The organism is Agrobacterium bohemicum (genome assembly GCF_002896715.1).
Classification (GTDB): Bacteria; Pseudomonadota; Alphaproteobacteria; order Rhizobiales; family Rhizobiaceae; genus Agrobacterium; species Agrobacterium bohemicum.
The window spans coordinates 122,112-138,000 of record NZ_PGEL01000024.1; the positions used below are offsets into that span (position 1 = coordinate 122,112).

12 protein-coding genes are annotated in these 15,889 nt (G+C 55.5%); 7 read left to right on the forward strand and 5 right to left on the reverse strand.

Annotation, left to right across the window (positions count from 1 at the left end; translation table 11 throughout):
• Positions 1 to 112 precede the first annotated feature (112 nt).
• The 4 genes from CUC55_RS11060 (at position 113) to CUC55_RS11075 (ending at position 4,657) form a co-directional block, all read left to right on the forward strand.
• A complete protein-coding gene (locus CUC55_RS11060; protein ID WP_170063868.1) occupies positions 113 to 1,513 on the forward strand; it encodes a murein hydrolase activator EnvC family protein in 1,401 nt (466 codons plus the stop codon).
• Positions 1,503 to 2,834, forward strand: a complete 1,332-nt coding sequence (locus CUC55_RS11065; RefSeq protein WP_103087865.1) for a S41 family peptidase — start codon at positions 1,503 to 1,505, stop codon at positions 2,832 to 2,834. The genes CUC55_RS11060 and CUC55_RS11065 overlap by 11 nt, the downstream gene beginning before the upstream one ends.
• Before the next feature lie 66 nt (positions 2,835 to 2,900).
• Entirely contained in the window at positions 2,901 to 4,094 is a 1,194-nt protein-coding gene (locus CUC55_RS11070; protein WP_103087866.1) for a divergent polysaccharide deacetylase family protein, read from the forward strand.
• Between the two features lie 50 nt (positions 4,095 to 4,144).
• Positions 4,145 to 4,657, forward strand: coding sequence for an RNA pyrophosphohydrolase (locus tag CUC55_RS11075; RefSeq protein WP_067645845.1), 513 nt, complete (start codon positions 4,145 to 4,147; stop codon positions 4,655 to 4,657).
• 55 nt (positions 4,658 to 4,712) lie between these two features.
• Here CUC55_RS11075 and bfr read toward each other — a convergent pair whose 3' ends face one another.
• Positions 4,713 to 5,204, reverse strand: a complete 492-nt coding sequence (bfr, locus tag CUC55_RS11080) for a bacterioferritin (RefSeq protein ID WP_157940947.1) — start codon at positions 5,202 to 5,204, stop codon at positions 4,713 to 4,715.
• 22 nt (positions 5,205 to 5,226) lie between these two features.
• Here bfr and CUC55_RS22980 point away from each other — a divergent pair, with 22 nt between their 5' ends.
• Entirely contained in the window at positions 5,227 to 5,574 is a 348-nt protein-coding gene (locus tag CUC55_RS22980; protein WP_173645924.1) for a hypothetical protein, read from the forward strand.
• A 149-nt stretch (positions 5,575 to 5,723) separates the two neighbouring features.
• Here CUC55_RS22980 and phbB read toward each other — a convergent pair whose 3' ends face one another.
• Positions 5,724 to 6,449, reverse strand: a complete 726-nt coding sequence (gene phbB, locus CUC55_RS11090) for an acetoacetyl-CoA reductase (RefSeq protein ID WP_067645847.1) — start codon at positions 6,447 to 6,449, stop codon at positions 5,724 to 5,726.
• A 75-nt stretch (positions 6,450 to 6,524) separates the two neighbouring features.
• Entirely contained in the window at positions 6,525 to 7,706 is a 1,182-nt protein-coding gene (locus CUC55_RS11095) for an acetyl-CoA C-acetyltransferase (protein ID WP_067645848.1), read from the reverse strand.
• A 230-nt stretch (positions 7,707 to 7,936) separates the two neighbouring features.
• On the opposite strand from CUC55_RS11095, the gene phaR reads away from it, so the two are divergent.
• Positions 7,937 to 8,512, forward strand: coding sequence for a polyhydroxyalkanoate synthesis repressor PhaR (gene phaR, locus CUC55_RS11100; protein WP_067645850.1), 576 nt, complete (start codon positions 7,937 to 7,939; stop codon positions 8,510 to 8,512).
• Here the strand turns inward: phaR and CUC55_RS11105 are convergent.
• Together CUC55_RS11105 and CUC55_RS11110 are read right to left on the reverse strand one after the other, a co-directional pair.
• Positions 8,503 to 9,888 (reverse strand): MFS transporter, encoded by a 1,386-nt coding sequence (locus CUC55_RS11105; protein WP_103087868.1) that lies wholly within the window; start codon positions 9,886 to 9,888, stop codon positions 8,503 to 8,505. The two genes, phaR and CUC55_RS11105, sit on opposite strands and share 10 nt — an antisense overlap.
• Positions 9,889 to 9,964: 76 nt before the next feature.
• Entirely contained in the window at positions 9,965 to 14,728 is a 4,764-nt protein-coding gene (locus CUC55_RS11110; protein ID WP_210200677.1) for an NAD-glutamate dehydrogenase, read from the reverse strand.
• Positions 14,729 to 15,271: 543 nt separating this feature from the next.
• Between CUC55_RS11110 and CUC55_RS11115 the strand changes: the two genes are divergently transcribed.
• Entirely contained in the window at positions 15,272 to 15,844 is a 573-nt protein-coding gene (locus CUC55_RS11115) for a CarD family transcriptional regulator (protein ID WP_103087869.1), read from the forward strand.
• Positions 15,845 to 15,889 lie beyond the last annotated feature (45 nt).

Sequence of the window (15,889 nt, forward strand, 5' to 3'; positions counted from 1 at the left end):
AACACCACCAGACGTAAAATTTGCCATCATCTGGACAAGCGAAGGGTGCCTATTGGCGCGAAGAGGCGAAGCAGCGTATGGTCGCCAATCTTTTCGACGGNTTTAACGTTCAATGGCAAATAGAGATGGCAGACACAGATGGGTGGTCCTAACGGGCTTGCTCCTTGCTGCCTGTATCATCACCCGTCCGAGTGACCGCGCCATGGCGCTGGAGGACGCGCCACCAACTCTGGCACACGAGACCCTTCCGCCCGACGAACTGGGTGCACTGGAAAAGCGCCGGGACCAGAACCGCGAAGATCTTCAGGCACTTGTCGATAGTATTGGCCTTTCCGAAGACAAGGCTCGCCAGCTTGCGGACAGCATTGCTGCTCTCAACCAGGATACGGCCCGGATTAAGGATGAACTGATTGCCTCGGCCGGGCGCCGCAAGGACCTCGAAGGCAAGATCAGCGATGGCGAAGACCGGCTTGCCAAGCTCAGTGTTCGTGAAGATGCGGTCAAAACATCCCTGAGGGAAAGACGCGGCGTGTTGGCCGAAGTGCTCGCTGCCCTTCAACGCATGGGCCGCAACCCACCTCCCGCTCTTCTCGTTTCACCCGAAGATGCATTGGCATCGGTGCGAAGCGCCATTCTCCTGGGCGCAGTTGTTCCGGGCATTCGCGGCGAAACCGACAAGCTGATCTCCGCTCTCAAAGAGTTGACCGATCTGCGTCAGGCGATTGCGCTTGAGAAAGAGCAACTGACAGGCACCATGACGGCAAGCCTCGAAGAGGAAAAGCGGCTGGATCTGCTGCGTCTGGNAAACGAGAAACGCAACAGCCAGACGGCCAGCGAACTGGACGCAGAACGCAAGCGTTCTGAAGAGCTTGCGGGCAAGGCCACTAGTCTTGAAGGACTGGTTTCATCTCTCGAAAGCGAGATTTCCTCAGTACGGGAGGCCAAGGAAAAAGAGCGCCTGGAGCAGGAGCGGATAGCCTCTCTACCANCCGCGGAACGGGACAAATTGCAGGCTCAGACCGAGGCCGGAATGCCCGATNAAAACCGCATTGCGCCCGCATATCCATTTTCAAGTCTGAAGGGTAAATTGGCGCTGCCGGTTTCCGGAGATGTGCTGAGGCGGTTCGGCGATGCTGACGGAACCGGGCATTTTTCCAAGGGAATGGTCATGGCGACTGGCCCCGAGGCGCTGGTAACAGCGCCCGCCGATGGTTTCGTGGTTTTTGCCGGTGAATTTCGCAGTTACGGCCGGATGATTATTCTCAACGCAGGCGACGGTTATCATCTGGTGCTGACAGGCATGGATAATGTGAGGACAAGGCAGGGCATGTTTGTGTTCTCCGGCGAGCCTATTGCCTCCATGGGTACGAAAAGAGTAGCCAGTGCCGCTGCATTGGCGCTGGAAACTGACAGACCGACACTTTACATTGAATTCAGGAAAGACGGTGTACCGGTTGATTCTCAACCGTGGTGGACCGCGAAAAATACTGGAAGGGCGCGCAATGATTCGTAAGGCTTCGCTTCTCATCATCGGTGGACTTATGGGTGCCACAGCGATGAGCGTTATCTATTCGGCAAGCATGCCGGCACAGGCTGCCGGTCCTTCGACCTACAAGGAGCTGTCGATTTTTGGTGACGTGTTTGAGCGTGTGCGTGCCCAGTATGTAACGCCGCCCGATGACAAGAAGCTTGTTGAGAACGCCATCAACGGCATGCTGAGCTCGCTCGATCCCCATTCGAGCTTCCTGAATGCTCAGGATGCAACCGACATGCGCACCCAGACCAAGGGTGAATTCGGTGGCCTCGGCATCGAAGTTACGATGGAAAACGAGCTGGTCAAAGTCATCTCGCCAATGGACGACACGCCCGCTGCCAAAGCAGGCATTCTTGCTGGCGACTATATCTCCGAAATCGACGGTGCCCCTGTGCGCGGCCTGAAGCTTGAAGAGGCCGTTGAAAAGATGCGCGGTGCGGTCAAGACGCCGATCAAGCTGACCATCATCCGCCAAGGCGCGGATAAGCCGCTCGACATTACCGTCATGCGCGAAATCATAGCCGTCCGCGCCGTCAAATCGCGTGTCNAAGGTGGCGACATCGGTTATCTGCGCGTTATTTCCTTCACGGNAAAAACCTATGACGATCTCGAAAAAGCGATCAAAAAGATTAAGGAAGACGTTCCAGCCGACAAGCTGAAGGGCTACGTCCTTGATCTGCGTCTCAACCCCGGCGGATTGCTCGATCAGGCGATCAACGTTTCAGACGCATTTCTGGAGCGCGGCGAGGTGGTTTCCACCCGCGGCCGCAACCCCGAGGAAACCCGTCGTTTCAACGCCACCGCTGGCGATTTGACGGACGGAAAGCCGGTTATCGTTCTCGTCAATGGCGGCTCCGCATCTGCGTCGGAAATCGTGGCTGGCGCGCTTCAGGATCTTCGCCGCGCAACGGTTGTCGGCACGCGTTCCTTCGGCAAGGGATCCGTCCAGACGATCATTCCGCTCGGCGACACCGGCGCGCTTCGTCTAACGACGGCGCTCTATTACACGCCGTCTGGCAAGTCGATCCAGGGCACAGGCATCACGCCTGACATCAAGGTCGATCAGCCTCTGCCGGAAGAGCTTCAGGGACGTGTCCGCGCAGAAGGTGAATCCAGCCTGCGCGGCCATATTCAGGGCCAGAGCGAGACGGATGAAGGTTCAGGTTCCGCGGCTTACGTTCCGCCGGAAGCCAAGGACGATATCCAGCTCAACTACGCGATGGATCTGCTCCACGGCACCAAAACGGACCCATCCTTCCCGCCAAACCCTGATAAGGCTGTGGTCAACAACAAGCAGTAAGCTTGAAGCACATGGGGCTTGCCCCATGTCTGNTTTCCCAGCGATCAGTCAGTCACGGATAGATCATTGTCTTCAGACCTGCGCAAACCGCTCATGGGTCGACAGAGAAAGAAAAGCGCCGGATCAGTTCGGCGCTTTTCTGCGCTTGGCGCGATGATTGTCGCAGCCTTGGGCCTTGGTGGCTTATCCGTTTATACTGCCATGTCCCCGGGCAATCTTGAGGGCAGCTCCACTGCCCCGGATGTCGCGCTGAAAGATGCAGAACCGACCGTCAATGAAACGGGTCAGACCTCTGCGAAGGTCGATAGTGGCCTTTCACCTCAGAGCGGCCGCTCGGGTGCAAACGTCCAGAAAAACACCATGCCGGACGGTAATGTCGTATCGGTCTTCTCACCGCGCACCCGCGACAGCGACGACCCGGTTCTGATGACCGGACAGACTTACGGGCAGGATTTGCGCATTGCGGCGCAGCCCAATGAGGATTTGCTGGAAGATACCGCATTTGGTCGGCTTCCAAAGGTCGGCACCGATGGGCTTCGCCCCATGGAGCAATATGCCCGGCCATGGTCCGGCGCCCGAGGCACACGCATTGCCATTGTCGTCGGCGGCCTAGGGCTCAGCCAGACAGGAACGCAAAAGGCCATCCGCGATCTACCTCCGGAAATAACGCTTGGNTTTGCCGCCAGTGGCAACAGCCTGCAGCGCTGGATGCAGGAAAGCCGCCGCGAGGGCCACGAAATTCTGCTTCAGGTCCCGTTCGAACCCTTTGGCTACCCCGGCACTAATCCTGGGGCAGATACGTTGCTTATTGCCGATCCGCCCAAGATCAATCTCGAACGCCTGCACCGGTCCATGGCAAAGATCACCAACTACACCGGCGTCATGAATTATCTCGGTGGTCGCCTTATGGCGGATGAAAAGACGCTGGAGCCGGTTATGCATGACATCGGAAAGCGTGGTCTGCTGTTCCTCGATGATGGCTCCTCTGCTCAATCCAAGACAGCCTCCATCGCCAAGGCGCTGTCNGCGNCGACAGGCTTTGCTGACATGCAGCTGGACGATCAGGTGAATGAAGCATCGATATTGCGCAAGCTCGATGATCTCGAGCGAATAGCTCGCCGCAATGGCTCGGCTATCGGCGTTGCCTCCGCTTTCGATGAGAGCATTGCCGCCATTTCCAAATGGTCGGTTGAGGCAGCAGGGCGTGGCATCGAGATCGTCGGCGTTTCCGCGCTTGTGTCCGATAAGGCTGAACAGTAAATCTCTCCCACCCTTTCCAAGGCCCCCTTTCATTCAGGAGCAGGTTCACGATGACGATCAAAGCCGACGACCTTCCATACCGCCCCTGTGCGGGCATCATGGTTCTCAATGCCGAGGGGCTGGTCTGGGCCGGTCGGCGAATTGCTCAAGGCAACTCCGAATTCGACGGCTCGCCTCAGCTTTGGCAGATGCCACAAGGGGGCATAGACGATGGTGAGAAGCCGTTGCTGGCCGCCATTCGCGAACTCTACGAGGAAACGGGTATGAAGACCGTCTCGCTTCTTGCTGAAGCGAAAGACTGGATTCATTACGACCTTCCGACACAGTTGATCGGCGTCGGCCTCAGAGGCAAATATCGCGGTCAGGCGCAACGCTGGTTCGCGTTTCGCTTTGAAGGCGATGAAAGCGAAATCCAGATCAATCCACCACCGACGGGTCACGAGGCCGAATTTGATGAATGGGCGTGGAAGCCGATGGAAAGCCTGCCGGAGTTGATCGTGCCCTTCAAGCGCGGCGTCTACGAGCAGGTCGTTGCGGAATTCCGGCATTTGGCCGGCAAATGATCTCAACAAAAAAGGCGGCAAGAGTGCCGCCNTTTTCAATTCTACAACGAGTAGCTCACTCAGACTCAGCGGCATCCGCAGAGTCAGCATTGAGCTGACCGTATTTGGCTTCGCCAATCTTGTTGAGAAGATCGAGCTGTGTTTCAAGAAAGTCGATGTGACCTTCTTCGTCGATCATCAGCGTTTCAAACAGCTTCATCGAAACATAGTCGCCGGCGTCATGACAGATATCGCGGGACTTCTTGTAAGCCGCACGTGCGTCATATTCGCCTGCAAGATCCGCTTCCAGCACTTCCTTGACGTTCTGACCAATGCGCAGGGGCGCAACGGTCTGGAGGTTAGGATGACCTTCGAGGAAGATGATACGGTCGATAATCTTGTCGGCGTGCTGCATCTCTTCGATGGATTCGGCACGCTCNTTTTTGGCGAGCTTTGTGTAGCCCCAGTCGTTCAGCAGTCGGTAATGCAGCCAGTACTGGTTGACCGCACCGAGTTCGAGGAACAATGCCTCGTTAAGCTGCTCGATGACTCTTGTGTCGCCTTTCAATGTCCGCTCTCCTGTTGTCTTCATGCAATTGTCTCAGGCGGGACATAAAATCAAAAACATCGGCCTCCGTCGAGTGCCGACGGGCATGATATTCTTCTGTTGTCTTGATAATCAGCTCGACAACGGTCGGGAAACAACCACAACAACGACCGCGTTTGGCCATTGCGTGGTAAACCTTGGACGGCACGATAAGCTGCCAACAGTCGTCATCAAGCATCTCGTTGATGACATCGCGGATGTCGTTATCGGTGATGTAATTACAGCTGCAGACGAGCATGGTTCATTGCCTGTGTGGCGCAACACGTTGTTTTCATTCTTAAACCAAAACAGGATAGTGAGTGTCAAGAAAAAGATGAGCAGCATGTACTGAACAAGTATTAGACTCGTTCTAAACTTAACNAAAACTGTCGTGATATCATTTGGTTAGCATCTGCTTGCAGACGTTTTTATCCATTCAAGTTTTTGTCAACGTAGCGAAATCCATATACGAGATCACGGAAAGTTTACTGATTTATAGCGTTACGCAAAATACTGTCCGCCATTTGCGGTCAAGGTTGAACCGGTGATGAAGCCAGCATTATCGGCAGCGAGAAACAGCGCACAGCGCGCAATCTCGTCCGGTTCGCCCAGCCTTCCGACAGGGATTTGCGGCAATATGCGCTCATTCAGCACGTTTTCAGGCACGGCTCGCACCATCTCCGTCCCTATATAGCCGGGGCAAATTGCGTTGACGGTGATGTTTCGGGAAGCACCTTCCTGCGCTAGCGCCTTGGTAAACCCAATGTCGCCTGCCTTGGCAGCCGAGTAGTTGACCTGGCCCGCCTGGCCCTTCTGGCCGTTGATCGAGGAGATGTTGACGATACGCCCAAAGCCACGCTCACGCATGCCGGGCCATATCGGATGCGTCATGTTGAAGACACCGGTGAGATTGGTATCGATCACCTCACGCCACTGCTGCGGCGACATTTTATGAAACATCGCATCACGGGTAATCCCGGCATTGTTGACCAGAATTTCAATCGGACCGAGATCACTTTCGACCTGCGCGATACCCTTCACGCAGGCATCATAATCCCGGATGTCCCAGCAATAGGCCGGGATGCCGGTTTCGCGGCGAAACTGCTCTGCGCGATCTTCCGTGAAAGCGTAATTGACCGCGACCCTATAGCCTCCGGCGTGAAATACCTTGGCAATGGCCGCACCAATACCGCTCGTACCGCCCGTTATCAACGCAACCCGGCTCATCTCAAGGCCTCCTGTGTTCAACTTCGTCAGCCTTTAGATGTCTCAAAGTGGCATTTCAATGATCAGCCCTCGCGTTTAGAGGCCTTCGATACACATGGCTACCCCCATGCCGCCGCCGATGCACAATGTCACCAATCCCTTTTTGGCGCTGCGGCGCTTCATTTCAAACAGCAGCGTGTTGAGAACACGCGCACCCGATGCACCGATGGGATGGCCAATGGCAATGGCGCCACCGTTGACGTTGACGATTTCAGGATTGAGCTCCAGTTCTCGCACGACTGCATAGGATTGGGCCGCAAAGGCCTCGTTCGCCTCAACGAGATCGAGGTCGGAAACGGACCAGCCCGCTTTGGCCAGCGCCTTGCGCGAAGCGGGAATGGGGCCTGTTCCCATGATCTGCGGATCGACACCTGCCGTCGCCCAGGATGCGATACGTCCCAGAGGCTGAAGTCCCCGTTTTGCAGCCTCGGCTTCGGTCATCAACAGCACGGCCGCCGCGCCGTCGTTGAGACCAGATGCGTTGCCCGCAGTGACCGTGCCGTCCTTGTCGAAGGCGGGGCGCAGCTTCGACATGGTATCGAGCGAGGCACCGGCGCGGATATATTCATCGGCATCGACGGTGACATCGCCCTTGCGTCCGTTGATGATAAAGGGAACGATTTCATCGACAAAGCGACCTGCGCTTTGCGCTGCCTCGGCGCGGTTTTGGGAGGTTACGGCAAACTGGTCCTGTTCATCACGCGACAGCTGCCATTTTTCAGCGATATTTTCGGCGGTGATGCCCATGTGATATCCGTAAAAGGCATCGGTCAAACCGTCCTTCAGCATGGTGTCCACCATCTTGAAATCACCCATCTTAACGCCACCGCGCAAATGAGCGCAGTGCGGCGCCATCGACATGGATTCCTGGCCGCCAGCAACAATGATCGAAGCATCGCCGGTCACGATTTGCTGCATACCGAGCGCCACCGCACGCAAGCCTGAACCGCAAAGCTGATTGATGCCAAACGCAGTCGCTTCCTGCGGAACGCCCGCCTTCATCGCGGCCTGACGGGCTGGATTTTGGCCTTCGCCTGCGGTGAGAACCTGACCGAGAATAACCTCATCGATGTCATCGGCAGCAACGCCTGCGCGCTCCAAAACGGCCTTGATCACTGCCGCTCCCAGTTCGTGGGCGGGGGTATTGGCAAAGCCGCCGTTGAAAGAGCCCACCGCCGTGCGCGCCGCGCTAACAATGACGATTGAAGACGAAGTCATTTATTAATCTCCCATTTCACGGGCGCGAGAGTGTCAAAGCTTAAAGCGCGAGTCAAACAATCTCCCACCTTACAGTTTGCAGGCGTTCTGACAGCAGAATGCTGCGCNAAAAAAGACTGTTGCAATGCACAAAACATTTGTCATGTCGCTTCAGTTGAGCATAAACTTAAAGACGGGAAGAGCAAAAACACCTGATAAAAAGAAAATACCATCATCGCGAGGAGGCGAGCATGGCAAAGCACAGTGGCGAAACTATCATCAAGAAATATGCCAACCGGCGGCTGTATAACACCGGCACCAGCACATATGTGACGCTGGAAGACCTTGCGAAGATGGTCAAGCGCGGCGAAGAGTTCAAGGTTCAGGATGCCAAGACATCCGAAGACATCACACATGCGGTCCTGACGCAGATCATCATGGAACAGGAAGGCAAGACCGGCAATACATTGATGCCGACGGCATTCTTGAGACAGCTGATTTCCTATTACGGCGACCACATGCAAATGGTCGTGCCGACCTTTCTCGAGCACTCCATGAAGACCTTCTCCGAGCAGCATAGCCAGATGCAGGAGCATATGGGCAAAGCCTTCGGCGACACGTCGGAAACGAAGAATTTTTCCTCACCATTCGGTTTCATGGAAGAGCAGGTCAAGCGGAATACGGAGCTTTTTCGCCAAGCTATGCAGGTGTTCACACCCTTTCCGGTGTCGCCTGCGCCGAAAGAGACAAAAAAGCCAGACGCTTCCGAACTTGACGACCTGAGGGCGCAATTGCGTACGCTTCAGACCAAGCTCGATCAGCTCTGAGGCGGGCGCACACCTTCGGGAACGCGCAGCAACAGCAGAAAGCCCGCGCCGAGAAAGATCGTCAGCATGGCCATGCCCACATGCGCTGAGCCAGTGGCGTAAGTTGCTATTGNAAAAGATAGCGTGGCCATGAAGCTGGTGGCGCGGCCAGACAAGGCGTAAATGCCGAAATATCTGCCTGCTTCCGCAACGGTGATGTTGCGGGACAGGTAGGAGCGTGATGAAGCCTGCACCGGACCGAAGGCAAGTCCGATCAAGATTCCGTACAGCAGATAGGCCTTTTCCGCCGATGTGGAAAACAGTCCGGTACCCTCAGAGGCTTGCAGTTGAACAAGGCCAAACAAGGTTGAATCGGTTTGTGTGGAAACAATGCCGATGGTCGCTAGCAGCAGCAGGGTCAGGCTGATCAGCACCGTCGACCGCGANCCCAGACGTTGATCCACATAGCCCGCGGCAATGCAGCCGCCGATGGCGACAATATTCAAGATGATGCCGTAGATGCCGATTTCCATCGTACCCCAACCAAACATGCCGGCTGCGAAAGTCCCGCCAAGGATCAGAACACCATTCACACCATCCTGATACAGCATGCGGGCAATCAGAAATCGGGTGATGGCGGGGCGATGCCTGAGTTCTCTCAGTGTTGTCTTCAGTTCCGACAGGCCGGAATGAACTGCCTTGCCGAACGGCAGTCCTTTTTTGACGTCAGGTGTGAAGAAGAACATCGGCAAGATGAAAACGAAATACCACAGTGCCGAAATCGGACCGGTTATGCGCGCATCTTCGCCTGCTGCGGTATCGAGCCCGAACAGAGGCGGTATTCCGAGGATCGTTACACCCTTGTCGGGAGCAGCGGCCAGAAACAACACAACGAAGATCAGAACCACCATACCGCCCAGATAGCCGAGACCCCAGGCGGTATTGGAGATGCGCCCGACATTTTCCGGTGTGGTCAGTCGCGGCATCATCGAATCATTGAAGACGATGGAGAATTCTGCCGCAATCGAAGCCAGGATCATGAAAGTCACGGGCCAGAGAATGGCGGAACCGGGTGCTGCAAACCACAACATGGCGAGGCTTGCGATCTTCAGTGTCGCGAAAAACGCGATCCATGGNTTTCTGGAACCGGATTGATCGGCGATGGAACCGAGGATCGGAGAGAAAATGGCAATGATGATCGATGAGATCGTCGCCATGTTGCTCCATGTGGTCTGTGCGGCAATCGGGTCTGCCGTCAGGCGTGCAACGAAATAAGGACCAAAAATGNAAGTGGTAACGACAGTNAAAAAGGGCTGGGCTGCCCAGTCGAACAGCATCCAGCCCCAGATACCGCGTCTGGTGACGGTTTCTCCGGTCGCNGGGGTAGATGAGGTCATCGGAGACCCTTTCGGCCGGTCTTGGCAATCCGCGTGGACATTGCCCGGCTATGTCGGGCAATGCCTCATTATTCGATCAAAGGTTTCGGGACTGAACTATATCGGAAAGCAATCCAGCGGCAACAGTCAGACGCGCTAGGTTGGTTTCGCCCGTGTCGCTCAGTCCTGCCAGCTCTGAAACAATGCGGTTAACCCTCACACGATCGGCTGCGTACCAGGCTTGCACCGGGTTCTTTTCCTTCGCATGCTCCGTCAGCGCCAGAATGACGAGCCTGCGCCGTGACGACGAAATCTGGTCCTGGCTGCGCAGCAAAGCAAGGCTCTCGTAATGATCGGCGGTCGTAACGCGTCGGCCCGCATCCAGCAATTTCGCAACACGGAAGGTGACAGAAACCGCCGCATAACTTTCCGCAGCACGCGCAAGCGTGGTTTTCGCCTGTTCCGCGATCAGCATGATTTCCGGCACGTAGATCAGAAGTGAAAGAGTCTCCAGTTCCCGTATCAGAGAAGGTGCCACACCATCGATTTCGGTGAACCCGATCTCTTCCTGATAACGGGCAGCTCCCGGCGAAAGCGTCTTGATGGCCGTTGTCAGCCGTTCGATTTCATCCACCATCGATGCGGACGCCGCACCGGTTGTCTGTAGATAAAGCCGCGTCGCATCGGTAAAAATGTGATTGATTGTGGCGTAGAGACCGTTCTGCACATCTCCGGAAATCTGACCATCCAGCTTGTCGACCTCGTTCCACAGACGCTTCAGACCAAAGCCGTCCTCCACGATCATCGCGCCCCTGACCACTGCCGGGGCCAACAAACCACTGGCATCCACCAGTTTCTGGACAAAGCCTGGACCACCTCGATTGACGACCTGATTGGCAAGCGAGGTCGCAACGATTTCGCGGTGCAGACGATGGTTTGTGATGTCAGCCGCATAGGTCTTCTGCATCTTGCTCGGGAAATAATCTGTCNAAAGATGCTGGAGATAGGGCTCGTCGGGCAGCGGGCTCGCCACCAGCGCGTCGAACAGTGTGAGTTTCGCGTAGGACAGGAGAACGCCGATTTCAGGCCGTGTCAGCGGCTTTCCAGCGGCATAGCGCTCACCGAATTCCACATCATTCGGTAAGGTTTCTACCCTGCGGTTCAACTGCCCGGCAGCTTCCATCGCGCCCATCAGCCGGCCAAGCTCTTCGCGGTTTTCCGTGCCGCGACGCTCGGCGAGCGATATAGCCAGGGATTGCAGATAATTGTTACGCAGCACCAAGTGCGCCACCTCCGTCGTCATGGACGACAAAAGCTGGTTGCGCTTGGGTAATGTCAGGCGACCATCATTGACCGGCGATGCCAACGCGATCTTGATATTGACCTCGACGTCNGACGAGTTGACACCAGCCGAATTGTCGATGGCGTCGGAGTTGCATCGTCCGCCGGACAGGGCGTAGGCGATACGCGCCTTCTGGGTGATACCGAGATTGGCCCCTTCGCCAATCACTTTTGCACGAACTTCGGTCGCATTGATGCGGATTGGATCGTTGGCGCGGTCCCCCACCTCGGCATTGGTTTCCACCGCAGCTTTGACATAGGTGCCGATGCCGCCGAACCACAGAAGATCGGCGGAGGATTTCAAGATCGCCGTCATGATTTCGAACGGCGTCGCCACCGCCTTGTCGATACCGATGGCTGCAACGGCTTCCGGCGTGAGCGTAACCGATTTCTCCGACCGGGAGATAATCATCGCCCCCTTGGATAGCGTCGACCGATCGTAATCCTGCCAACTGGAGCGCGGCAGGTCGAACAGGCGCTGGCGCTCGGCAAAGGAGATGGCGGTATCCGGCGTCGGATCGATGAAGATGTCGCGGTGGTCGAAAGCCGCTATCAGCTCGATCTTTTCGGACAGCAGCATGCCATTTCCGAACACGTCGCCAGACATGTCACCAACGCCGACAACCTTGAACGGCGTCGTCTGAATGTCGGTATCCATCTCACGGAAATGCCGCTTGACGGTTTCCCACGCGCCGCGTGCGGTAATACCCATCTTCTTGTGATCATAGCCCGCAGAACCACCAGACGCAAAAGCGTCATCCAGCCAGAACCCCGCCTCACGGGCCAGTCCGTTTGCGGTGTCAGAGAAAGTCGCCGTACCCTTGTCGGCTGCGACGACGAAGTAGGGATCGTCCCCGTCCAGCCTCAATGTATCGGCGGGTGCAACGATATCATCGCCGACGATATTGTCTGTGATCGACAGCAACGTGCGGATATAGGNTTTGTAGGCATCCTTACCAGCATTGAATATTTCGTCACGGCTGCCGCCGGCNGGCAGCGTTTTGGGGAAAAAGCCCCCCTTGGCGCCAACAGGGACGATAACGGCATTCTTAACCTGCTGGGCTTTGACCAGCCCCAGCACTTCAGTGCGGTAATCCTGCCCGCGATCCGACCAGCGAAGCCCACCACGCGCGACCTTCCCGAACCGCAGGTGAACACCTTCGACTTCCGTTCCATAAACGAAAATTTCGCGGAACGGACGCGGGTCTGGTAAACCATCCAGAAGTTTCGGATCGAACTTGAAAGCCAGCATCGCTTTCGGCAATCCATCTTCGCTGCGCTGGAAATAGTTGGTGCGCAGTGTGGAATCCACGGCGTTGACGTACCGGCGCAGGGTGCGATCCTCATCCAGATTGGGAACGCCAGATAGTGCCGCCTCGATTGATTTGTGGAGATCGGACAGTTTGCGAAGGCGCGGTTTCTCCCCGATCTTCGGATCAAAGCCATGGGCGAACAGCTGGAAAATACTGGCCGCGATCGCCGGGTATTTGAACAGGGTTTCGGAAATATGCTCTTGTGAATAGACGATGCCGGTCTGGCGCAAGTAGCGTGCATAGGCACGCAAAACGGAAATTTCACGAACGCTGAGGCCAGCAGCGAGGATCAGCCGGTTGAAATTGTCGTTGTCTACGGTGCCATNGAACACCGCAAGAAACGCCTCTTCAAGACGCGGGCCGTAAGTTGCAAGATCGAGCGGCTCCTCCTGCTGAACCTTCAGCTCCATATCATGCAGAACAATGGTGGCGGTTTCGTCACCGGACACCACACCAATATCGAAGGTCCGTTCGCTGATAACGCTGAAACCGAGATTTTCCAGCAACGGCACGCGGCGAGACAGCGGCAAATGACCGTCGCGGTGGAAGATCTTTAGTGACAGCACGTCACTGGCTTGATCGTCACGGCGATAAAATTCGATACGAACCGGTTCACCGCTGGCGGTCGCCGCGATGTCGGCCATATCGCCAATGGCTTCCTCAGGCGTAAAGGCTTCTTGATAGGCCTGATCAACATCCAGCACAGGTGTGCCAGACGGAGAAAGCGCCACGAAATGGTCTATCCAGCGCGCAGCGATATCGCCGACAGCATCTTCGAGCTTGTCCTGTGCGATACGCGGTGTCTTGTCGTTGGTACGACCAACGATGAAGTGAACACGGGCAACCGAACCTTCCGGGAAAGCCGGATAATAGGCCGAGATGTGTCCGTCATAGACACGGGCCAGATAATCGCCAATCTTCTCGCGCACATAGGAATTATACTCTTCACGCGGCACGAAAATAATCACCGNAACAAAGCGATCGAACCGGTCGATACGCGGCAGAACACGCACACGTGGCCGGTCGCTCAGTTCCATGATCTGCTCGATGAAGCGGATAAGAAGATCGGCGTCGATCTGGNAAAGATCGTCACGCGGGTAGGACTCCAACGTATTGTGCAAGATGCGCCCGGAGTGGCTGTTGGGATCGAAGCCGAAATGATGCTCGACCTCAGTGACTTTGGCGCGCAACAGCGGAATATGCCTGACGGAATGCGTATAGGCCGTGGCGGTGAACAGGCCGACGATACGCAATTCGCCGATCACATTGCCATTCGCATCGAAACGCTTGATGCCGATGTAATCCATGTAAGCGCGGCGATGGACGATGGATTTCACATTGGCCTTGGTCACGATGAGAAAATCTGGACCGTCGAGGAACGCCAAAATCTCAGGCGTCGTCGTCACCGCATCCTTGCCCAGGCGCAAAACCCGGACATTCGGATCCGTGAGAGTACCGAGACCACTGCCCTCCCCACGTTCGACCCTGGCATTCTTGCCCTTGCCCGAATAGCTGTAATCGCGCATGCCGAGGAAGGTGAAATTATCGTTGCGCAACCATTCCAGAAAAGCGGCCGCCTCGCTGCGTTCGGATTTGCGGCGGGCCGAACCACGCTCCTTCAACTCGCCCAGAGCTTCATCGAGCTTGGCGAGCATAGGCTTCCAATCGCTATAGGCGGACTGAACCTGCGACAAAACGAAGCGGAGCTTTTCCTGGAGCGCTTCAGCGCCCTGCTCCGTTACCGGTGCGATATGAATCTGGATAACACTGATATTGTCTTTTGGTGCATCCGTTTCAGGATCGGACAGTCGGTATCCACCAACGGCATTGTCATCGGCAACCAGGATGGGGTGAACGGCAACAAAAAGACTGCGATAGCTGCTCGTCACTTCCGCCATGACGGAATCGTACAGAAACGGCATGTTGGGGGCGATGACGGTCAGAACAGAAACTGCGACATCCCGCGGCTGGACGCCATCTACTTGGGAAACTCCAATATAAGGCGCATCNTTTTTCCAGTGGGAAAGTTCTTGTGCGACATGTTGCGCGGCACATGCCAGCATTTCCGGAGAATAATATTGAATATCGTCAATGCTTGCACGACCGAAGATTGCGGAGGGGTCAATGAATGGCTTTCCGGATGCTTCCGCCAANTTTCTGGATTTTTCGAGTTGTTTGTCGCGTTTTGGATTGTTCCGGTAGCCCANTTTGCCNTTTTCCTCCCGAAGGATGAGGGGTTATGAAAGAAAATCGAAAAATCTCGGCCTTTTCCTTCAAATTCGAATCGGATATTGGCGTGGAATTGTGAATAGTTTAAGTGGCAATCGTTGCTTTAGATGCTTCATCAAAATTTTATTCGATTGAAAGACAACCTATTGGAACGCAGGCTGCGTTCAAAAGTATCAATTGCCCATTTTCTGTTAACGGTAAGTCGGTCCTATTGTGACGCCTAAGTCACGGTTGAAGCAAATTATTGATTTCCACGTATTTTTGTGGTAGACAGATAAAACTGATCCACAGCGTGGCATTTGCGTGCCCNAAACCACCACGAAAGCAACTCATCACTTGCACGCGGTTTCCGTGACATATCATTCGTTTGTGTTGTCAACCTTCCGGTTGCGAGGTGATTTATTTTTGAGCGCACGTCTGTACCAGTACGAAGTCACCTGACGGTTTCCCCCGTCTCTTCCGGGCCTTACCGACCCGACCCCGGNCCCCCGGGTGCATGTAACAGGGAGTTTTTAGAACGAATGACTATCCAGCAGAAGAAATCCCCAGCGCGTCACGGCTTCAAGATCGGCGAAGCGATCGTTTATCCCGCTCATGGTGTCGGTACCATTTCGTCCATTGAAGAGCAGGAAGTCGCGGGCATGAAGCTCGAACTGTTCGTCATCGATTTCGNAAAAGACAAGATGCGCCTCAAGGTTCCTGTGGCAAAGGCTGTCACCATCGGTATGCGTAAGCTTTCCGAAGGAGATTTCGTCGAGCGTGCACTGAAAGTTGTTCAGGGCAAGGCGCGCGTCAAGCGGACCATGTGGTCGCGTCGCGCACAGGAATATGATGCGAAGATCAACTCCGGCGACCTGATCGCGATTGCTGAGGTCGTTCGCGATCTCTATCGCGCCGAAAACCAGCCAGAGCAGTCCTATTCCGAGCGTCAGCTTTACGAAGCTGCTCTTGACCGCATGGCTCGCGAAATCGCCGCCGTAAACAAGATGTCGGAAACCGAAGCCGTTCGCCTCGTTGAGATCAATCTCAACAAGGGACCAAAGCGCGGCAAGACCGTTGAAGAAGACGAAGCGCAGGAAGAAGAAGCCGCGTAAGCTTTTTCTTTCTGACAAAACGATAAAGCCGACCCTCGAACTGCC